Origin of the sequence: Variovorax paradoxus (assembly GCF_022009635.1) — a bacterium.
Classification (GTDB): domain Bacteria; phylum Pseudomonadota; class Gammaproteobacteria; order Burkholderiales; family Burkholderiaceae_C; genus Variovorax.
In genome coordinates this window covers 1,075,403-1,093,378 of the sequence record NZ_CP091716.1, presented here as the reverse complement: position 1 = coordinate 1,093,378, position 17,976 = coordinate 1,075,403, and the positions used below count along the sequence as shown (strand labels likewise).

Sequence of the window (17,976 nt, the reverse complement as noted above, 5' to 3'; positions counted from 1 at the left end):
CAGCAACAGCAACACCGCAGCCACCCCAGTCGATCCGGACAGCGACGACGTGCGCTCCGCCCCGCTGCCTGCGGACCCCGAGAGCCGCATGGTCAAGCTGGAGCCCTTCAACAAGTCGGAGGCGCTGTCGCTGGGCGTGGAGCTGGAACTGCAGCTCGTGAACACGCACGACTACGACCTCGCGCCCTACGCCGAAGACATGCTGCGCCTGATGGCCCAGACCCCGCTGCCCGGCAGCGTGGTGCCCGAGATGACCTCGAGCATGATCGAGATCTCGACCGACATCTGCCATTCGGCACAGGACGTGATCACGCAGCTCTCGCCCATCCGCGAGGCGCTGATCCGCAACGCCGACAAGCTCAACATCGCGGTGGTGGGCGGCGGCACGCACACGTTCCAGCAGTGGCACGAACGGCGCATCTACGACAAGCCGCGCTTTCGCGAGTTGTCGGAGCTGTACGGCTACCTGAGCAAGCAGTTCACCATCTTCGGCCAGCATGTGCACATCGGCTGCCCCGATGCCGACGCGGCCCTCTTGATGCTGCACCGCATGTCGCGCTACATACCGCACTTCATCGCGCTGTCGGCGTCTTCGCCCTTCGTGCAGGGGCAGGACACGCAGTTCGACTCCGCCCGGCTGAATTCGGTGTTCGCTTTCCCGCTGTCCGGCCGCGCGCCCTTCACGCTGAGCTGGAAGGAATTCGAGGCGTATTTCGAGCGCATGACCCGCACCGGCGTCGTGCGCAGCATGAAAGACTTCTACTGGGACATCCGCCCCAAGCCCGAGTTCGGCACCATCGAGATCCGCGTGTTCGACACGCCGCTCACCGTCGAGCGCGCCGCCGCGCTCGCGGGCTATGTGCAGTCGCTGGCCGCATGGTTCCTGCAGGAGCAGCCCTTCGAACCCACGGAAGACGACTACCTCGTCTACACCTACAACCGCTTCCAGGCCTGCCGCTTCGGCCTCGACGCGGTGTACGTCGACCCGGCCAGCGGCCAGCACATGCCGCTGCGCGACCACATCCTGATGACGATGACGCAGCTCGAATGGCACAGCGAGGCGCTCAACGCGACGCAGGCGCTGGGTGAACTGCGCACCAGCGTGGAAGCCAATCGCAACGATGCGCGGTGGCTGCGCGAGAAGCAGGGCAAGGAGCGGCTGCTGGCGGAGGTGGTGCGGCAGGCTGCGCTGCGGTTCAGGGGCGAGGCCTGAGGCAGCCTCCCTTGAGCAGTCACCCCGGCTGCTGAAGCGCGACCTGCGCCATCTTCCGCAGATAGTGGGCAAGCGGCGGTGTCGCCTTGTCCTTCACCTTGGCCAGATCGTCGTAGCGGCGCACGCGCAGCGACTCTTCGGCGAACGGCGCGCGCATGAAGGCTTCGGCTTCTTCCTGCGTGCAGGGGCCGCCCTGCAGCACCAGGCTGTGCTTCGAGGCCGGGGACAGGGTGTCCCAGTAACCCGCATCCAAGGCGCACAGGCAGCGCTTGGCCTCGACATGCAGGCGGATCGGTTCCAGCACGCCAGACGGAAACACGCCATGCAGGAAAGGCAGCGCAATGTACTGATGCAGGTCGTCGCGCGCCCGCGGTGCATCGGTCTTTTCCTGCTGCTCGTTGCCGGGGGCGAGCAGATGTCCCAGGTCGTGCAACAGCGCCGCCACCACGGTCTGCGTGCTCTCGCCGGCTTCTTCCGCCAGCGCCGCGCACTGCAGCGCGTGATCCAGCTGGCTCACGGCTTCGCGGCCGTATTGCCGCTGGCCGGGTCCGGCCAGCAGGCTCGCGATTTCGTCGAGCGTCAATGCCACGGGAACGCTCCTAGATCAGCAGCTTGCGGATGCGCGCCGACACCAGGTCGATCACGCTGACGCTGACAACGATGATGAGCATCACCGCGCAGGTCTCGGCGTACTGGAAGCCGCGGATGATTTCCCACAACACCACGCCGATGCCGCCCGCGCCCACCATGCCCACCACCGAGGCCGAGCGCACGTTCGACTCGAAGCGGTACAGCGCGTAGGAAATCCAGAGCGGCATCACCTGCGGCAGCACGCCGTACACGATCTCGTGCAGGGCGCTGGCGCCGGTGGAGCGGATGCCTTCCACCGGCTGGGGATCGATGGCCTCCACGGCCTCCGCGAAGAGCTTGGCCAGCACGCCGGTGGTGTGCACCCACAGAGCCAGCACGCCGGCGAAAGGCCCCAGGCCCACGGCCACCACGAACAGCATCGCGAACACCATCTCGTTGATGGCGCGGCAGCTGTCCATCAGCCGGCGCATCGGCTGGTAGACCCACCACGGCACGATGTTGGCCGAAGCCAGCAGCGCCAGCGGCACCGCGGTGACGACCGCCAGCACCGTGCCCCACAGGGCGATCTGCAGCGTGACCACCATCTCCTGCAGGTACATGCGCCAGTGCGTGAAGTTCGGCGGAAAGAACTCGGCGGCGTAGGTCGCCATGTTGCCGCTGTCGCGCCACAGGTCGAGCGGCCGCATGTCGGCGCCGTTCCAGGAGGCGGCCAGGACGATCAGCAGTGCGGCCCACGACAGCTGCCACGCGAGGTTGCGCTTGGGGGCCGCCGAGGCTGGCGGCATGCGGGGAATCTGAACCGTGGGTTGCATGTCAGGCGATCGGCGTGCGGGCGGCGGGTGCTCAGTTCAGCGCGGCCAGCTTCTTGTCGATGTCGGCGAGCTTCGCCTTCTTGTCGGCGTCGCTCAGCACGGTGTCGGCTTCGATCTTGGTGCGCTGGCCGAACAGGTCGATCTGGCGGATCGGCAGGAGCTGCTTGTCGCTCGATTCCTTGAAGCCCGAGAGCTTGGAAATCTTCATGACGATTTCCTTCTCGCGCGCATCGGTCTTGGCGTAGTTGAAGAAGAAGTTGCGCAGCTTCGCCTTGGTCGCCTCGGGCAGGTCCTTGCGCATGACCAGCGGGTCGAGCGGAATCAGCGGCGAGGTCCAGACGATCTTGATGTCCTTGAACTTCTCGGGGAAGCGCTCCTTGACCTTCTCCAGGTTCTCGCTGTTGTTGGTGGCCACGTCGACCTGCTTGTTGGCCACGGCCAGCGCGTTGGTCTCGTGGTTGGCGCTGCGCGTGATCTTGAAGATGGTCTTGGCGTCCACCTTGTTCTGCGCGAAGACGTAGAAGCCGGGCACGAGGTAGCCCGAGGTGGAGTTCGGGTCGCCGTTGCCGAAGCTCAGGTTCTTCGCGTTCTTGAGCACGTCGTCGAGCGTGTTGAGCGGGCTCTCGCGGTTCACGATCAGGTGCGAGTAGTAGCCCTGCGTGCCGTCGGCATTGACCATCTGCGCGAACACTTCGCCGCTGGCGCGGTCCACGGCTTCCATGGCCGACTTGTTGCCGAACCAGCCGAGCTGCACCTTGTTGAAGCGCATGGCTTCGATGATGCCGGCGTAGTCGGGCGCGAAGAAGGCCGTGACCTTCAGGCCGGTCTGCTTGCTCATGTCGTCGATCAGCGGCTGCCAGTCGCCCTTGAGGTTCTGCGTCGCCTCCGTGGAGATGATGCCGAAGTTGATGGCGTCCTGCGCCTGTGCGGCGGCGGTCATGCCCAGGCCGATGGCCAGGGCGGCGAGAAGTTTCTTGATCATGGATGACTCCGAGGTGGAATGACGGAAGGAAAAACAGGGACGAAAGAAGTGCGGCTCAGGCGACCTGCACCGGAAGCTGCGCCCAGGGCCCGGCGACCGGCTGCGCGGGCGCGGGCACGACGGCGGTGCCCTCCGGCCGCAACAGCTCTTCGGCCTGCACGCCGTACAGCTCGCGCAGCAGCTCGGGCGTGAGCGCGGACGACGGGCCGTCGAACACGACCTGGCCCTGGTTGAGCGCCACCACGCGCGGGCAGTACTTCATCGCGATGTCGACCTGATGCAGCGAGACGATGACGGTGCAGCCGTCTTCGCGGTTGATGCGCGCCAGGATCTCCATGACCTTGCGCGACGACTCCGGATCGAGCGAGGCGATGGGCTCGTCGGCCAGCACCACCTTGGCGCCCTGCACCAGCGTGCGCGCGATGGCGGCGCGCTGCTGCTGGCCGCCCGACAGGGTGGAGGCGCGTTGCGCGTAGCAGTCGGCAATGCCCACGCGAGCGAGCGCTTCCAGCGCCAGCGCACGCTCCTGTGCGGTGAAGAGGCGCATCCAGCTGCGCCACCACGGCATGCGATGCAGCGAACCCACGAGCACATTGACCAGCACCGGCAGCCTGGCCACGAGATTGAATTGCTGGAACACGAAGCCGACCTGCGAGCGCACCTTGCGGATGTCGCGGTCGATGCGGCCGCCCTTCTGCACGCAGCGGCCGTCGATTTCCACCAGCGACTCCGAGCTGCCGTCGGCCGCGACCAGCCCGGCGATGTGCCGCAGCAGGGTCGACTTGCCGGAGCCCGACGCGCCGATGAGCGCGACCATGTCGCCGCGCGCCACGTCGATGTTGATGTCGCGCAACGCATGCCGGCCGTTGGCGAAGTGCTTGTTGAGCTGACGGATGCGCAGGAGGGTGTTCATGGCGGGCCTGAAGTCGTCTAGACAAATGCAGTTTCGGCAGCTCGTGTGACGAGGCGGAGACACTTCGGCGACGACGGAATGTCAGCCTGGTTGTGCCGGCCCGGGTCAGAGCACCCGGCGGCCTTCGCGCCAGACGCCGCGCACCACCGGATGCCTTGCTCCGTCGGACAGCGTGCACACACGCACCTGCACCAGGTCCGCGCGCAAGCCGCTCTCCAGCGCGCCGCGGTCGAGCAGGCGCGCGGCGCGCGCCGGCGTGCGCGTGACCATGGCCACGGCCTGCGGCAAGGTGACGATCTCTTCGTCCACCAGCCGCACCACCGCGCCCAGCAGGCTGCCCGGCACGTAGTCGGACGACAGGATGTCGAGCAGGCCGTGGCGCGCCAGTTCGGATGCGGCCACGTTGCCGGAGTGCGATCCGCCGCGCATCACGTTCGGCCCGCCCATGATGTTCGACAGACCCAGTCTTCGCGCCGCGCGCGCGGCATCCAGCGTGGTCGGGAACTCGGACATGCTGGCGCCTTCGGCATGGGCCTGCTCGACATGCGCCACCGTGGTGTCGTCATGGCTCGCCAGCGCGATGTCGTGGGTGCGGCAGTAGTCGACGAAATGCCGGCGGTGCGGCTGCGCGTATTCGGCCTGCAGCATGCCGGCCTGCGCCACGCGCTGCTCGAACTTGCTGTCGCTCCAGCCCTTCTTGCCGGTGTAGTAGATGCGTGCGAGTTCGATGTTCTCCCACTGGCGCTGGCCCGGCGTGTGGTCCATCAGCGAGATCATCGACAGCCGCGGGTGGCCGCGAAACGGCTCGAACAGCTCGACGGTGTTGGGCGCCGGCAGCTCGCAGCGCACGTGCAGGTGATGGTCGGCGCGCAGCAGGCCTTGCGCCGCGCAGGCATCGAGCGCGGCCAGCGTGGAGCCCCAGGTGCTGCCGCGCAGGCTCTCGGGGTCGGCCTCGCCCACGCCGAGCGCGTCGAACACCGTGGTGATGCCGGCGGCGGCCATCTCCGCGTCGTGCGCCAGCAATGCGGGCAGCGGTGCCCAATGCACCTTGGGGCGCGGCATCAGGTGGCGCTCGAAGTTGTCGGTGTGCACTTCGACCAGGCCGGGCAGCAGAAAGTCGCCGTCGAGGTCGATGGCGCCCTCGGCGGTGGGACCGCTGTCGATGGAGGCGATGCGACCGCCGGCCACCGACAGCGCGCCGGAGACCACTTCGTCCGCCAGCACCATGCGGGCGTTGGAGAACACCGTCGTCGCGCTCATGGCTGGCTCCTGAATTCGCCGACGTTGACCCGCCGCGTTGCCACCGCCGCGCCCACTTCCGCGTCGTGGAAGATGCCGACCGTGGCGGCGCCGCGTGCCGTGGCTTCGCGGATGAGCGCGATGACGGTGTCGGTGTTCGCCGCGTCGAGCGAGGCGGTGGGCTCGTCCAGCAGCAGCAGCGGCTTGGGCTTGATCATGTTGCGGGCGATGTTGATGCGCTGCTGTTCGCCGCCCGAGAAGGTGGCTGGCGGCAGGTGCCAGAGCCGTTCGGGGATGCGCAGGCGCGTGAGCCAGCGGCGTGCTTCCTCGCGCGCGGCCTCGATGCCGGCGGGGTCGTCGCCGGCGTCTTCGGCCAGCGGCTCGGCCACCACGTCGAGCGCGGCCACGCGCGGGATCACGCGCAGGAACTGGCTGACGTAGCCGATGGTGTCGCGGCGCAGCTGCACCAGCTCGCGCGGCGTTACCTCGGTCACGTCGACCGGGCCGGTGGCCGACTGCACGGTGATGCGGCCGGCGCTCGCGCGGTAGTTGGCATAGACCAGCTTGAGCAGCGTGCTCTTGCCGAGGCCGGAGGCGCCGTCGAGCACCACGCACTCGCCGGCGGACACGCTCAGGTCGACCTCGTCGAACACCGAAAGCTCGAGCTGGTTCTGGTGATGCAGCGTGAAGCGCTTGGCCACGCCCTGGAGTTGAAGCATTGGAAGCGTCATGGTTGCAGTACCGAGGAAACGAGCAGTTGCGTGTAGGCGTGTTGCGGGTCGTCCAGCACCTGGTCGGTGAGGCCGGCCTCGACCACGTGGCCGTTCTGCATCACGAGCATGCGGTGCGCGAGCAGGCGCGCCACCGCCAGGTCGTGCGTGACGACGATGGCCGCCAGCTGCATCTGCCGCGTGAGCTGGCGCAGCAGGTCGAGCAGGCGCGCCTGCACCGACACGTCCAGGCCCGAGGTGGGCTCGTCCATGAAGACCAGGCGCGGCTGCGTCACCAGGTTGCGCGCGATCTGCAGGCGCTGCCGCATGCCGCCGGAGAAGGTGCGCGGCGCGTCGTCGATGCGCGCTGGGTCGATCTCCACGCGCTGCAGCCATTCGGCGGCGGTGGCGCGCAGACGGCCGTAGTGGCGCTCGCCCAGGCCCATGAGCCGCTCGCCCACGTTGGCGCCGGCGGACACGTCCATGCGCAGGCCGTCGGCCGGGTTCTGGTGCACGAAGCCCCAGTCGGTGCGGGCCAGCAGGCGCTGCTGGGCCTCGGTCATGGCGAAAACTTCCTGCAGGCCGCCGCCGCGCACCTGGAACTCGACGCTGCCGCTGTCGGGCCGGTCGCGCGCGGCAATGGCGTTGAGCAGCGTCGACTTGCCGGAGCCCGATTCGCCGACCACGGCCAGCACCTCGCCGGGCCACAGGTCGAACGATGCGCCGTGCAGCGCCACGCGTTCGCCGTAGCGCTTGCCGACGCCGCGCACCCGCAGCAGGGGGGATGGGGAGTTCAGCGGATTCATGCAAGCGCCTGTTCGGTTTCGGGCCGGGGCGTCGCGGCCTGCTGGCGCGACTGGCAGTGGTCGGAGTCCGAGCACACGTGCATGCGGGTGCCGCGGTCGTCGGTGATGATTTCGTCGAGGAAGCTGTCGGTCGCGCCGCACAGCGCGCAGGGCTCGTCCCAGCGCTGCACTTCGAAGGGATGGTCGTCGAAGGCCAGGCTCTCGACCGGCGTGTAGGGCGGCACGGCGTAGATGCGCTTCTCGCGGCCGGCGCCGAAGAGTTGCAGCGCGGCGTTCATGTGCAGCTTCGGGTTGTCGAACTTCGGGATCGGCGACGGCGACATCACGTAGCGGCCGTTGACCAGCACCGGGTAGTCGTAGGTGGTGGCGATGTGGCCGTAGCGCGCGATGTCCTCGTAGAGCTTCACGTGCATCAGGCCGTACTCGGCCAGCGCGTGCAGCGTGCGGGTGGCGGTCTCGCGCGGCTCCAGGCGCTGCATCGGCTCTGGCACGGGCACCTGGTAGACCAGCACCTGGCCTTCGGCCAGCGGTGCTTCGGGAATGCGGTGGCGCGTCTGGATCAGCGTGGCGTCGCCGGTGCGCGTGGTGGTTTCCACGCCCGTGGTGCGCTGGAAGAAGCGGCGGATGTTGACCGCGTTGACGGTGTCGTCCGAGCCCTGGTCGATGACCTTGAGCACGTCCTTCGGCCCGATGACCGCGGCCGTGACCTGGATGCCGCCGGTGCCCCAGCCGTAGGGCAGCGGCATCTCGCGCGAGCCGAAGGGCACCTGGTAGCCGGGGATGGCCACCGCCTTGAGGATGGCGCGGCGGATCATGCGCTTGGTGCGCTCGTCGAGGTAGGCGAAGTTGTAGGTGGTGGCGGTGGTCATTGCGGGTCTCCCGCGCCGTTGGCGCGCATCTTTCGCACGAGCTCGAGTTCGGACTGGAAATCGACGTAATGCGGCAGCTTCAGGTGCTGCACGAAGCCCGAGGCCTCCAGGCTGTCGCTGTGCGAGAGCACGAACTCCTGCATCTGCGCCGGCGCCTCGACGGGCTCGCCCAGCTCCTCGGCGCGCAGCGCGCGGTCGACCAGGCTCATGGCCATCGCCTTGCGCTCGCTGTGGCCGAAGGCCAGGCCGTAGCCGCGCGTGAACTTGGGCGGCTCGGTCTTGCTGCCGGCGAACTGGTTGACCATCTGGCATTCGGTGAGCGCCATGTCGCCGATGGAGATGGTGAATTCGAGCTCTTCCGGTGCGATCTCCAGCTCCACGGTGCCCACGCGGATCTCGCCGACGAAGGGATGGCTGTGCGAATAGCCGCGCTGCGTCGAATAGGCCATGGCCAGCAGGAAGCCTTCGTCGCCGCGCGCCAGGTTCTGCAGGCGCGTCGCGCGGTCGGCGGGAAAGCGCAGCGGCGTGCGCGTGAGGTCCACGGGGGCCGGGTCGCCGGGCGGCACATCGTGGGTCTCTATCAGGCCTTCGTGGTTCAGCAGGTCGACCACGCGCGGCGTGAAGGTGGGCGCCTCGCCCTGCGGCGGCGCGACCGGCGCGGTGTCTTCCTGCTGGCCGTGCTGGCCGTTCGCGAGCAGCGTGAAGTCGAGCAGGCGCTGGGTGTAGTCGTAGGTCGGGCCCAGCACCTGGCCGCCGGGCAGGTCCTTGAAGGTGGCGGAAATGCGGCGGTCCAGCTGCATGCGCGCGGTGTCGAGCGCCACGCTGGTGCCCAGGCGCGGCAGCGTGGCCCGGTAGGCACGCAGCAGGAAGATGGCTTCGACCACGTCGCCGGCCGCCTGCTTGATGGCGAGCGCGGCCAGCTCGGGGTCGTACACCGAGCCTTCGGTCATCACGCGGTCGACGGCCAGCTTGAGCTGCTCGCGGATCTGCCGCACCGACAGCTCGGGCGTGTCCGCGTCGCCGCGGCGTTGTTCGGCCAGCAGCCGGTAGCTGCTGAGGATGGCGGCTTCACCGCCCTTGACTGCGACATACATCTCAAGCCTCCTGTTCGATGCGCGTGGTGCGCGGCAAGCCGACGATCTGCTTGGGCGCGGCCAGGAACACATCGATGCCGCGCGGGAAGGCGGCGTGGTTGGCGGCCCATTGCGACGTGAATGCCGCTGCGTCCGCATCGCTCGGCAGGCCTTGCACGGCGATCGACGCGCTGTCGCGGATGCCAGGGCCCCGCAACGTCCATGCACCGGCACCGCCCTCGCCCAGCGCGGCCACGTCAAGCACGCAGGTGGCCGACTGGTCGGGGTAGGCGTCGCTGCCCTGGGCGAAGCGTTCGAGCGGCGGGCATTCGTCGCCCTGGGCCACCCATGCGAACTGCGCGGCCTCGGGCGCATCGACCAGCACGCAGCCGGTGTGAAAGCGCAGCCATGCGGCCGCGTCGCTGCCGGCAAGGGAAGGCGACAGCCAGAGCGTGCAGTCGGGGTCGAGCAGCGCAAGCAGCAATGCGGCCGATGCGGCGTGGCCGCGCGACGGCGTCTGCGCATCGTGCGGCAGCTCGACCACGCGGCCGGGATGCGACAGCGCATGCAGCGCCGCGCGGAACACCGATTGGCTGCCGAGCGCCGCGTCGGAAAAACCGGCGCCGAGGGCGGAGAGATCGTGCGCGGTCATTCGGTGTCTTCCTCGCCGTCGGTGCCGCCGGCTTCGCGCGCGACGGTGAAGAACTCGACCTTGCTGCTCTGCGCGCGGGCATGGCGCCGGGCGCGCTGCAGTTCGAGATGGCGGCGCACCGGCGCCAGCACTTGCGCGTCCAGCGATGCCTGTTGCGCCGGGTCTTGCAGCAGCGCGTCTGCCACGGCCGCCAGTTGTGCATGCCGGTGCGAACGGCCCATCACGTAGGCAACGCCGACCGGCGCGCCCACCTCGCCCAGCCGCAACGCGCAGCGGGTGACCGTGACTTCGCCGAGGTTGAAGCGCTCGCCCGAACCACCGGCGCGACCCTGCACCATCATCAGCCCGGTCTCGGGTGCGCGCAGCCAGTGCGGCGCGCTCTGCGCATGGGCGCCCAGCGCCGGCTCCAGCAGCTCGAGCGGGGCGCGCGCCAGCGTCGCCATCCACTGCGCGCGGTCGAGTGGACGCCCGGCCGGTTCCGTGTCAAAAGCATGAAACATCGAAGTGATACTCTGAGAAAGTTGTATAGACAAATTCGACAACCGGCGCGAGCTTAGATAGCGCCCAAGACAAGTTCATGACAAGCACAACAAGCTCTCCCGCATCGCTTCCGGCCCGTTCCCCACGCGACAGTTTCTGGACCCGCATCGCCGCCGACATCGCCGACGCCATCGCGCGCGGCGTCTATCCCCCGGGGCAGCGGCTGCCCTCCGAGCACGCACTGGCAGAGCAGTTCGGCGTCAATCGACACACCATCCGCCGCTCGCTGGCCGACCTCACGAGCCAGGGCCTGCTGCGCGTCACGCAGGGCAGCGGCACCTACGTCGAGGAGTTCGCCATGGACCTGGCGCTGGTCAAGCGCCCGCGCCATCACCAGCGCATGGCGCTGGCCGGTCTTCGCGGCGCGCTGCACGTGGTGGCCGCCAGCACGGTGCGCGCCACGGCCGCGCAGGCCCGCGTGCTGGACGTGCCGGCGCGCAGCTCGCTGCTGTGCCTGAACGTCGTCGGCGATGCCGAAGGCCAGCCGCTGCACTTCAGCGAGCGCCTCTTTCCGCTGCCGCGCTTCGCCGGGCTCGAAGCGGTGGTGCGCGAGACCGGCTCCATCACCGCCGGCTTCGCGGCCCACGGCGTCGACGACTACACGCGGCGCGACAGCCGCATCACCGCGCAGATGCCCGAGCCCACGGTGGCCGCCCACCTGCGCCAGCCGGTGAGCCGGCCGGTGCTCTTCGTCGAGAGCGTCAACGTCGACACCGCCGCCGTGCCCATCGAATACGCGCGCACCTGGTTCGCCGGCGACCGCATCACGCTGACGGTGACCCACGATGAATGAACGCCACGCCGCGGAGCCCGGCCGGGCGCACCGCTATGCGGCCTACTTCGCGCCGCCGGTCGAAAGCGACTGGTGGGAAGCCGGCAGCCGCTGGCTGGGCCGCTGCGCGGCGAGCGGGCGCACATGGCCGCAGTCCGACATCGACGGCGTGCCGCCCGAGCAGCTGCGCAGGCTCATGGCCGCGCCCCGGCGCTACGGCTGGCATGCGACGCTCACCGCCCCCTTCACGCTGCGCCCGCAGATCGAGGCATCGGGCCTGCGCGCCGGCCTGCGCATGCTCTGCCAGGCCTGGAAGCCTTTCGACATGCCGGCGCTGAAGGTCGCGCTGCTCGACGATTTCCTGGCGCTCGTGCCCGCCGGGCCGAGCACCGCCTTGCGCGCGGTGGCCGATGCCTGCGTGACAGGGCTGCACGCCTTTGCCGAGCCGCTCTCGCCCGCCGAGCTCCAACGGCGCCGCGCGGCCGGGCTCACGCCCGAGGAAGACGCGCTGCTGCTGCGCTGGGGCTACCCCTTCGTGCTGGACCGGTTCCGCTTCCACATGTCGCTGACCGGCTCGCTGCGCGGCGTCGAGCCTGCAGTTGTGGCGGCACTGGAGGCGGCGGCGCAACGGCACTTCGCGCCGTTGCTGGCGTTGCCCCCGCCGCGCTTCGAGGCCATCAGCCTTTTCGCCGAACCCTCGCCGGGCGCCGACTTCGTGTGCCTCGCGCAGATGGAGCTGGGCCTGTGAGCGGCCGCCTGGTGTACGTCGCCGGCCCTTCGGGTGCCGGCAAGGACAGCCTGCTCGACTGGCTGAGGAACCACCTGCCGCAGGAGGCGGGCGTGACTTTCGCGCGCCGCACCATCACGCGCCCCGCGACGGCCGACGGCGAACAGCACGACAGCATCGACGTGCCGGGCTTCCTGCAACTGCGCGAAGCCGGCGCCTTCGGGCTCGACTGGGAGGCCAACGGGCTCTGCTACGGCGTGCGCCATGCCGAGCTGTCGCCGCCGCGCGCGGGCGGCGTCGTGGTCGTCAACGGATCGCGCGCCTACCTGCCCGAGGCCGCGCGACGCTTTCCCGACATGACGGTCGTCCACGTCACGGCCAGCGTCGACACGCTGCGCCGCCGGCTGATGGCGCGGGGGCGGGAGTCGGCCGAGATGGTGGAGGCGCGCGTGCGCCGCGCGCTCGATTTCCGCATACCGCCGGGGCTGGCCGCCATCGAGATCCACAACGAGCACACCCTCGCGGACGCGGGCGCCCAACTGGTCCGCGCGCTGCAGATCGACACGGGCCGCGCACCGCTTATGCTCGCTCCATGGGTGAATTCGACCTGATCACACGCTACTTCAAGCGCCCCGCCACGCGCTCCCCGCTCGGCGTGGGCGACGACTGCGCCTTGCTCGCGCCCGCCGCGGGCATGCAGCTCGCGGTGTCCTCCGACATGCTGGTCGAGGGCCGGCACTTTCTCTCGACCGTCGATCCGGCGCGGCTGGGCCACAAGGCGCTGGCGGTGAACCTCAGCGACCTGGCCGCCTGCGGCGCGAAGCCGCTGGCCTTCACGCTGGCGCTGGCGCTGCCCGGTGTCGACGAGCCCTGGCTCGAAGGCTTCTCGCGCGGCCTGTTCGCGCTGGCCGACGCGCACGGCTGCGAGCTGGTGGGCGGCGACACCACGCGCGGCCCGCTCAACATCTGCATCACGGTGTTCGGCGAAGTGCCTGCCGGCGCGGCGCTGCTGCGCTCCGGCGCGCGGGCCGGCGACGACGTCTGGGTCAGCGGCACGCTGGGCGACGCACGCCTGGCGCTGGAGGTGTTCCGCGGTACGGTGTCGCTGTCGGCCGAGGCCTTCGAGTCGGCGCGCGCACGCATGGAACAACCCACGCCGCGCGTGGCGCTGGGGCAGGCGCTGCGCGGCATCGCGTCTTCGGCGGTGGACGTGAGCGACGGGTTGATCGGCGACCTGGGCCACATCCTCGCGTCGAGCAATGTCGGCGCCACGCTGGACGCCGATGCGGCCACGGCCCTGATCGCCGCCGAGGCGCCGGGCCTGAGCACCGCCATCCTGCGCACCTGCGCGCTCTCGGGCGGCGACGACTACGAACTGGTCTTCACCGCACCGCCTTCAGCGCGCGCCGCGGTCGAGCAAGCGGGCCTCAGCAGCGCGACGCCCGTGGCGCGCATCGGTCGCATCGAGGCCGACGCCGGCCTGCGCATCGTCGATGCGGCCGGCGCGCCGGTGTCGCAGCGCTTCGGCTCGTTCGACCACTTCGTCTGACGCGGGGGTGCGCAGTTCCGCTCAGGAGCCGCGCACCATCGCCAGCATCTTCTGCTGCGCGGCGTTGATGGCGCTCGACTGGCCGTTGAGCTGCTGCAGCATCTTGTTGAGTTCGGCCTGCACCGCGGCGTCGGTCACGGTGACGCTCGAACCCACGACCTGGATCTTCGACTTGTTCTGGTCGATGAACGCACCGACGGCCAGCGCGCTGTCGAACACGTTGTCCAGCGCCGGGAACACTTCCCTGAAGGTGGCGGCGGGCACTGTCACGGTTTTTTCGTATGCCTTGTCGTAGACCTGCTTCAGGTCGTCGGGCTGCTTGAGCTGCGCATGCGCGGCGTCGGCCTTGGCGGTCTGCCGGTCGAGCGCGGTGCGCAGGCCGTTGAGGCCGTCCTTCGCGGCCTTGAGGTCGTCGCGGCGCGAGGCCAGGTCGGCAACGGAGCGCAGCGCGCCCTTGGCCATGACTTCGCCCATCGGCTTGCTCACCGACTGGTTCATGCCTTCGTTGAAATCGGTGATCACCGCATAGTGCTGCGCGTAGTCGCCGAACGAGGCTTTTTCTTCCGCCGTGGGCACCGGCACGCGCAGGCCGGGCTTGTCGAGCACGCGGGTCTGCAGGAACGAGATGAAGGCCTTGCGCTGTTCGGCCTCCTTGTTGCCACAGGCCACCAGTGCGAAGCTGAAGGCGAGCAGGAGCGACATGGCCCCGAGACGTCGAATGAAAGTTCTCACGGGCAAGGCCCTCTCTGTTGTTATCGGAAAAAAATTATAGGGAGCGCTTCAATGCCTCGATGAAGGCGCGCGCCGCTGCCGAGAGCGAGTGGCCGCGCTTGGTGACGATGGAAATATCGCGCGCCACGCGCGGCGCGCTCAGGATCTTGATGACCAGCGACGGATCGGCTTCGGCGCGCGCGAAGGCCGAGGGCATGATCGACGCGCCCATTCCGGCGGCGGTCATCCAGATGGCGGTCGACAGGAACGACACCTCGTTCACCACGTCGAGCGCCACGCCCGCGTCGGCCGCGGTGCCGTCGATCAGCGGGCGCACGCCGTAGCCCGGCCGCACCGTGATGACGGGGTGGCCGCCCAGGTCGCTCCAGCGCACCACGCGGGCCTTGGCCAGCGGATGGTCGATGCGGCAGACCAGCGCCAGGTGGTCGCGCATGAAGCGTTGCACTTCCACCTCGGCGCCGGGACGCTCGGGCGTGCCGATGCCGAAGTCCACATGCTCGCCGATGATGCGCGAGATGAACTGGTCGGGCGCGCAGTCGTTCACCAGCACGCGCACGCCCGGATGCTTTTCGGCGAACGCGCGGATCGCGTCGGGCAGCAGGAAGCCGGCGAGCGTGGGCGTGATGGCCAGCGTGACGCGACCGCGCTCCAGCGCGGCCAGTTCGCGGAAGTCGGCCGAGAGCGAATCGACGTCGCGCAGGATGCGCTCGACCGTGACCATCATCTGCTCGGCCGCCGCGGTCGGCTTGAGCGAACGGGTGGTGCGGTCGAACAGGCGCGTGTCCAGCCCGTCCTCGAGTTGGCGGATCAGCATGCTCACCGCCGACTGCGTGACGAACAGCCGCTGAGCCGCCGTGCTGAGCTTGCGCAGCTGGTAAACAGCGAGGAATGCACGCAGTTGACGAATCGTAGGACTGAAGTTCGCATTCATCAGCAAAGATGATATTTGATTCGAAATTTCTTGATTTACCGATGAATCCTGCCATCGTTCAATCCATGCCGGACACCCATCGCACCCAAGGAATTTCGATGACAGCACCTCTCGCCCGCGGGCCCAGTGCGCTACGTCGGCAGTTGATGCTGACGGCCGCCTGCGGCCTGCTGGGCAGTGCGGCCTTCGCGCAAGCGCCGGCAACGTCTGTCACCGGAGACTTTCCCAACAAGCCGATCCGCATGGTCGTGACCTTTCCGCCCGGCGGCAGCGCCGACGCGGTGATACGCATGCTGGTGCCGCGCCTGAACGAGAAGCTGGGCCAGCCGGTGGTGGTCGACAACCGTCCCGGCGCGGGCGGCAATGTCGGCCTGTCGCTGGTGGCCAAGACACCGGCCGACGGCTACACGCTGGGCCTGGGCGCGGCCGGCGCGCTGACCGCCAACGTGAGCCTCTATCCGCAGATGCCCTTCGACCCGGTGAAGGACTTCAAGCCGGTGGCGATGGTCGCGGCCACGCCTTTCGTGATCGTGGGACACCCTTCCATCCAGGCGCGCACGCTGCGCGAACTCATCGCGCTGGCCAAGGCCAGGCCGGGCACGCTGTCGATCGGGCACGGCGGTAACGGCACGGCCATGCACCTGTCGGCGGCCCTCTTCGCGCAGATGGCCGACGTGAAGCTGGTCGAGGTGCCCTACCGCGGCTCGGGCCCGGCGGCGCTCGACGCCATCGCGGGGCAGATTCCGCTCGCGCTGGTCGACCTGCCGGCTTCGCTGCAGCAGATCAAGGCCGGCAAGCTGGTCGCCTTCGCGGTGACGAGCGCGCAGCGCGTGCCCATGCTGCCCGACGTGCCCACGGTGGCCGAGGCCGGGCTGCCCGGCTACGACTCGACCGGCTGGTTCGGCGTGGTGGCGCCGGCCGGCACGCCCGCGCCCATCGTGGCGCGGCTCAACGCCGAGATCAACGCCGCCCTGGGCGACGAGCAGATCAAGGCCTCGATGCGCAACCTGGGCGCCGAGCCCGCGCCGGCCTCGAGCGAGGCCTTCGAGGCGTACATCCAATCCGAGACGAAGAAGTGGGCCAAGGTGATCCAGACCGCCCACATCCGGCTCGACTGACACACAAGCCTTTTCTTTTCCAGTGAACATGACCGACCACACCGCAGCAGCTCTGACAGCCGACGTGATGATCGTCGGCGCGGGCCCCGTGGGGCTCACGCTGGCCATGGACCTCGCCTCGCGCGGCGTCTCCGTGGTCATCTGCGAGACCCGCCGCTTCGCCGAACCGCCGAACGTGAAGTGCAACCACGTGGCCTCGCGCACGATGGAGCAGTTCCGCCGCCTGGGCGTGGCCCGGAAGCTGCGCGATGCGGGGCTGCCGGCCGACTATCCGAACGACGTGGTGTTCCGCACCACCGTGACCGGCACCGAACTCACGCGCATTCCGATCCCGTGCCGGCGCGACCGCTACACAGACACCTCGGGCCCCGACGGCTGGTGGCCCACGCCGGAGCCGCCGCACCGCATCAACCAGATCTACCTGGAGCCCATCCTGCTGAAGCACACGGCGGCGCTGCCGGGCGTGCAGCTGCTGAACCGCACGCAGTTCGCGGGCTTCACGCAGGACCACGACGGCGTGACCGCGATCGCCACCGACATGGACAGCGGCGTCACCCGCTCCATCCGCTGCCGCTACATGGTGGGCTGCGACGGCGGCGCTTCGGGCGTGCGCAAGCAGATCGGCGCCAAGCTCGAGGGCACGGCGGTGATCCAGCGCGTGCAGTCGACCTTCATCCGCGCGCCGCGGCTGCGCGCCATGCTGCCCGGCAAGCCGGCGTGGTCTTACTACGCGATGAACCCGCGCCGCTGCGGCACGATGTTCGCCATCGACGGCCAGGAGACCTGGCTGGTGCACAACCACCTGAACGCCGAAGAGCCCGAGTTCGATTCGGTCGACCGCGACGCCTCGCTGCGCGCCATCCTCGGCGTGGGGCCCGACTTCGAGTACGAGATCATCAGCAAGGAAGACTGGGTCGGCCGCCGCCTCGTGTCCAACCGCTTCCGCGAAGGGCGCGTGTTCCTGGCCGGCGACGCGGCCCACCTGTGGGTGCCGTACGCGGGCTACGGCATGAACGCCGGCATCGCCGACGCGCTGAACCTTTCGTGGCTGCTGGGCGCCGTGGTGCAGGGCTGGGGCGACGAAGCCATGCTCGACGCCTACGAGGCCGAACGCCTGCCGATCACCGAGCAGGTCTCGCGCTTCGCGATGGACCATGCGCAGAAGATGATCCGCGCGCGCCGCGCGGTGCCGCCGAACATCGAGGAGCCGGGCCGCGCCGGCGACGCGCTGCGCGCCGAGATCGGCAGCGAGGCCTACGACCTGAACGTGCAGCAGTTCTGCTGCGCCGGGCTGAACTTCGGCTACTTCTACAGCGGCTCGCCGATCATCGTCGCCGACGGCGAGCACACGGCGCCGGCCTATTCGATGGGCGAGTTCACGCCCTCCACCGTGCCGGGCTGCCGCGCGCCGCACTTCTGGTTGTCCGACGGCCGCTCGCTGTACGACGCCTTCGGGCCGGGCTACACGATGCTGCGCTTCGACCGCAGCGTCGACGTGCGGCCGCTGGAGCGCGCCGCGGCGGCCTACAGCATGCCGCTCACCGTGCTGGACATCGAGACCGAAGAAGTTCCTCGCGCCTACACCCACCGCCTGGTGTTGTGCCGCGCCGATCAGCACGTGGCCTGGCGCGGTGCGCACCTGCCGGCCGAGGTCTACGACTTGGTGGGCATGCTGCGCGGCGAGGGCCGCCGGATACTGTCGCGCCGTCGGGCCCTGGCCTGGGAAGGCGTGGTCGCCTGAGAGTCG

20 protein-coding genes are annotated in these 17,976 nt (G+C 69.3%); 7 read left to right on the top strand and 13 right to left on the bottom strand.

The features are described 5' to 3' along the window. The first annotated feature begins 88 nt into the window (after positions 1-88). Complete coding sequence (locus tag L3V85_RS05375) at positions 89-1,213, top strand: YbdK family carboxylate-amine ligase (RefSeq protein ID WP_237680496.1); 1,125 nt, start codon at positions 89-91, stop codon at positions 1,211-1,213. Positions 1,214-1,232: 19 nt separating this feature from the next. Here the strand turns inward: L3V85_RS05375 and L3V85_RS05370 are convergent, their stop codons facing one another. The 11 genes from L3V85_RS05370 to phnG all read right to left on the bottom strand — a co-directional run bounded on the left by L3V85_RS05370 (position 1,233) and on the right by phnG (position 10,360). Further along, positions 1,233-1,802, bottom strand: a complete 570-nt coding sequence (locus tag L3V85_RS05370; protein WP_237678372.1) for a phosphonate degradation HD-domain oxygenase — start codon at positions 1,800-1,802, stop codon at positions 1,233-1,235. A gap of 10 nt (positions 1,803-1,812) precedes the next feature. Continuing rightward, positions 1,813-2,616, bottom strand: coding sequence for a phosphonate ABC transporter, permease protein PhnE (gene phnE / locus L3V85_RS05365; protein WP_237678371.1), 804 nt, complete (start codon positions 2,614-2,616; stop codon positions 1,813-1,815). 31 nt (positions 2,617-2,647) lie between these two features. Next, positions 2,648-3,598 (bottom strand): phosphonate ABC transporter substrate-binding protein, encoded by a 951-nt coding sequence (gene phnD / locus L3V85_RS05360; protein ID WP_237678370.1) that lies wholly within the window; start codon positions 3,596-3,598, stop codon positions 2,648-2,650. A 55-nt stretch (positions 3,599-3,653) separates the two neighbouring features. Then, positions 3,654-4,511, bottom strand: coding sequence for a phosphonate ABC transporter ATP-binding protein (gene phnC, locus L3V85_RS05355; protein WP_237678369.1), 858 nt, complete (start codon positions 4,509-4,511; stop codon positions 3,654-3,656). Positions 4,512-4,616: 105 nt separating this feature from the next. Further along, entirely contained in the window at positions 4,617-5,771 is a 1,155-nt protein-coding gene (locus L3V85_RS05350; RefSeq protein WP_237678368.1) for an alpha-D-ribose 1-methylphosphonate 5-triphosphate diphosphatase, read from the bottom strand. Next, positions 5,768-6,481 (bottom strand): phosphonate C-P lyase system protein PhnL, encoded by a 714-nt coding sequence (gene phnL / locus L3V85_RS05345; protein WP_237678367.1) that lies wholly within the window; start codon positions 6,479-6,481, stop codon positions 5,768-5,770. Before phnL ends, L3V85_RS05350 begins: the two co-directional genes overlap by 4 nt. After that, on the bottom strand, positions 6,478-7,266 hold the full coding sequence (gene phnK / locus L3V85_RS05340; protein WP_237678366.1) for a phosphonate C-P lyase system protein PhnK: 789 nt from the start codon (positions 7,264-7,266) through the stop codon (positions 6,478-6,480). The genes phnL and phnK overlap by 4 nt, the downstream gene beginning before the upstream one ends. Continuing rightward, positions 7,263-8,135 carry an alpha-D-ribose 1-methylphosphonate 5-phosphate C-P-lyase PhnJ gene (locus tag L3V85_RS05335; protein WP_237678365.1) on the bottom strand — a complete coding sequence of 291 codons (873 nt, stop codon included), beginning with the start codon at positions 8,133-8,135 and terminating at the stop codon, positions 7,263-7,265. The genes phnK and L3V85_RS05335 overlap by 4 nt, the downstream gene beginning before the upstream one ends. Continuing rightward, positions 8,132-9,229, bottom strand: coding sequence for a carbon-phosphorus lyase complex subunit PhnI (locus L3V85_RS05330; RefSeq protein ID WP_237678364.1), 1,098 nt, complete (start codon positions 9,227-9,229; stop codon positions 8,132-8,134). Before L3V85_RS05330 ends, L3V85_RS05335 begins: the two co-directional genes overlap by 4 nt. A 1-nt stretch (position 9,230) precedes the next feature. Then, positions 9,231-9,860, bottom strand: a complete 630-nt coding sequence (gene phnH / locus L3V85_RS05325; RefSeq protein WP_237678363.1) for a phosphonate C-P lyase system protein PhnH — start codon at positions 9,858-9,860, stop codon at positions 9,231-9,233. Further along, positions 9,857-10,360, bottom strand: a complete 504-nt coding sequence (gene phnG, locus L3V85_RS05320; RefSeq protein WP_237678362.1) for a phosphonate C-P lyase system protein PhnG — start codon at positions 10,358-10,360, stop codon at positions 9,857-9,859. The genes phnH and phnG overlap by 4 nt, the downstream gene beginning before the upstream one ends. Before the next feature lie 77 nt (positions 10,361-10,437). On the opposite strand from phnG, the gene phnF reads away from it, so the two are divergent. Genes phnF through thiL form a run of 4 tightly spaced genes read left to right on the top strand, consistent with a single transcriptional unit; the run spans position 10,438 to position 13,448 of the window. Further along, the gene (phnF, locus tag L3V85_RS05315; protein WP_237678361.1) at positions 10,438-11,193 is read left to right on the top strand and encodes a phosphonate metabolism transcriptional regulator PhnF; all 756 of its coding nucleotides are present in this window, start codon (positions 10,438-10,440) and stop codon (positions 11,191-11,193) included. Beyond that, on the top strand, positions 11,186-11,920 hold the full coding sequence (locus tag L3V85_RS05310; RefSeq protein WP_237678360.1) for a DUF1045 domain-containing protein: 735 nt from the start codon (positions 11,186-11,188) through the stop codon (positions 11,918-11,920). Before phnF ends, L3V85_RS05310 begins: the two co-directional genes overlap by 8 nt. Next, positions 11,917-12,510 (top strand): phosphonate metabolism protein/1,5-bisphosphokinase (PRPP-forming) PhnN, encoded by a 594-nt coding sequence (gene phnN, locus L3V85_RS05305; RefSeq protein ID WP_237678359.1) that lies wholly within the window; start codon positions 11,917-11,919, stop codon positions 12,508-12,510. Before L3V85_RS05310 ends, phnN begins: the two co-directional genes overlap by 4 nt. Further along, positions 12,492-13,448: a thiamine-phosphate kinase gene (thiL, locus tag L3V85_RS05300; RefSeq protein WP_237678358.1), complete on the top strand. Its 957-nt coding sequence runs from the start codon at positions 12,492-12,494 to the stop codon at positions 13,446-13,448. Before phnN ends, thiL begins: the two co-directional genes overlap by 19 nt. Before the next feature lie 21 nt (positions 13,449-13,469). Here thiL and L3V85_RS05295 read toward each other — a convergent pair whose 3' ends face one another. Next, positions 13,470-14,150, bottom strand: a complete 681-nt coding sequence (locus L3V85_RS05295; protein WP_237678357.1) for a DUF3053 domain-containing protein — start codon at positions 14,148-14,150, stop codon at positions 13,470-13,472. Between the two features lie 64 nt (positions 14,151-14,214). Beyond that, positions 14,215-15,111 (bottom strand): LysR family transcriptional regulator, encoded by an 897-nt coding sequence (locus tag L3V85_RS05290; RefSeq protein ID WP_237678356.1) that lies wholly within the window; start codon positions 15,109-15,111, stop codon positions 14,215-14,217. A 98-nt stretch (positions 15,112-15,209) separates the two neighbouring features. On the opposite strand from L3V85_RS05290, the gene L3V85_RS05285 reads away from it, so the two are divergent. Both L3V85_RS05285 and L3V85_RS05280 read left to right on the top strand, forming a co-directional pair. Further along, a complete protein-coding gene (locus L3V85_RS05285) occupies positions 15,210-16,229 on the top strand; it encodes a Bug family tripartite tricarboxylate transporter substrate binding protein (RefSeq protein ID WP_237678355.1) in 1,020 nt (339 codons plus the stop codon). 28 nt (positions 16,230-16,257) lie between these two features. Continuing rightward, positions 16,258-17,970 carry an FAD-dependent oxidoreductase gene (locus L3V85_RS05280; protein ID WP_237678354.1) on the top strand — a complete coding sequence of 571 codons (1,713 nt, stop codon included), beginning with the start codon at positions 16,258-16,260 and terminating at the stop codon, positions 17,968-17,970. Positions 17,971-17,976: the final 6 nt, after the last annotated feature.

Excerpts from the sequence above, each read along its gene's own strand:
- L3V85_RS05375 (WP_237680496.1), top strand. The coding sequence starts at position 89 with ATGGTCAAGCTGGAGCCCTTCAACAAGTCGGAGGCGCTGTCGCTGGGC.
- phnE (WP_237678371.1), bottom strand. The coding sequence starts at position 2,616 with ATGCAACCCACGGTTCAGATTCCCCGCATGCCGCCAGCCTCGGCGGCC.
- phnD (WP_237678370.1), bottom strand. The coding sequence starts at position 3,598 with ATGATCAAGAAACTTCTCGCCGCCCTGGCCATCGGCCTGGGCATGACC.
- phnC (WP_237678369.1), bottom strand. The coding sequence starts at position 4,511 with ATGAACACCCTCCTGCGCATCCGTCAGCTCAACAAGCACTTCGCCAAC.
- L3V85_RS05350 (WP_237678368.1), bottom strand. The coding sequence starts at position 5,771 with ATGAGCGCGACGACGGTGTTCTCCAACGCCCGCATGGTGCTGGCGGAC.
- phnL (WP_237678367.1), bottom strand. The coding sequence starts at position 6,481 with ATGACGCTTCCAATGCTTCAACTCCAGGGCGTGGCCAAGCGCTTCACG.
- phnK (WP_237678366.1), bottom strand. The coding sequence starts at position 7,266 with ATGAATCCGCTGAACTCCCCATCCCCCCTGCTGCGGGTGCGCGGCGTC.
- L3V85_RS05335 (WP_237678365.1), bottom strand. The coding sequence starts at position 8,135 with ATGACCACCGCCACCACCTACAACTTCGCCTACCTCGACGAGCGCACC.
- L3V85_RS05330 (WP_237678364.1), bottom strand. The coding sequence starts at position 9,229 with ATGTATGTCGCAGTCAAGGGCGGTGAAGCCGCCATCCTCAGCAGCTAC.
- phnH (WP_237678363.1), bottom strand. The coding sequence starts at position 9,860 with ATGACCGCGCACGATCTCTCCGCCCTCGGCGCCGGTTTTTCCGACGCG.
- phnG (WP_237678362.1), bottom strand. The coding sequence starts at position 10,360 with ATGTTTCATGCTTTTGACACGGAACCGGCCGGGCGTCCACTCGACCGC.
- phnF (WP_237678361.1), top strand. The coding sequence starts at position 10,438 with ATGACAAGCACAACAAGCTCTCCCGCATCGCTTCCGGCCCGTTCCCCA.
- L3V85_RS05310 (WP_237678360.1), top strand. The coding sequence starts at position 11,186 with ATGAATGAACGCCACGCCGCGGAGCCCGGCCGGGCGCACCGCTATGCG.
- thiL (WP_237678358.1), top strand. The coding sequence starts at position 12,492 with ATGGGTGAATTCGACCTGATCACACGCTACTTCAAGCGCCCCGCCACG.
- L3V85_RS05295 (WP_237678357.1), bottom strand. The coding sequence starts at position 14,150 with ATGTCGCTCCTGCTCGCCTTCAGCTTCGCACTGGTGGCCTGTGGCAAC.
- L3V85_RS05290 (WP_237678356.1), bottom strand. The coding sequence starts at position 15,111 with ATGAATGCGAACTTCAGTCCTACGATTCGTCAACTGCGTGCATTCCTC.
- L3V85_RS05285 (WP_237678355.1), top strand. The coding sequence starts at position 15,210 with ATGACAGCACCTCTCGCCCGCGGGCCCAGTGCGCTACGTCGGCAGTTG.
- L3V85_RS05280 (WP_237678354.1), top strand. The coding sequence starts at position 16,258 with ATGACCGACCACACCGCAGCAGCTCTGACAGCCGACGTGATGATCGTC.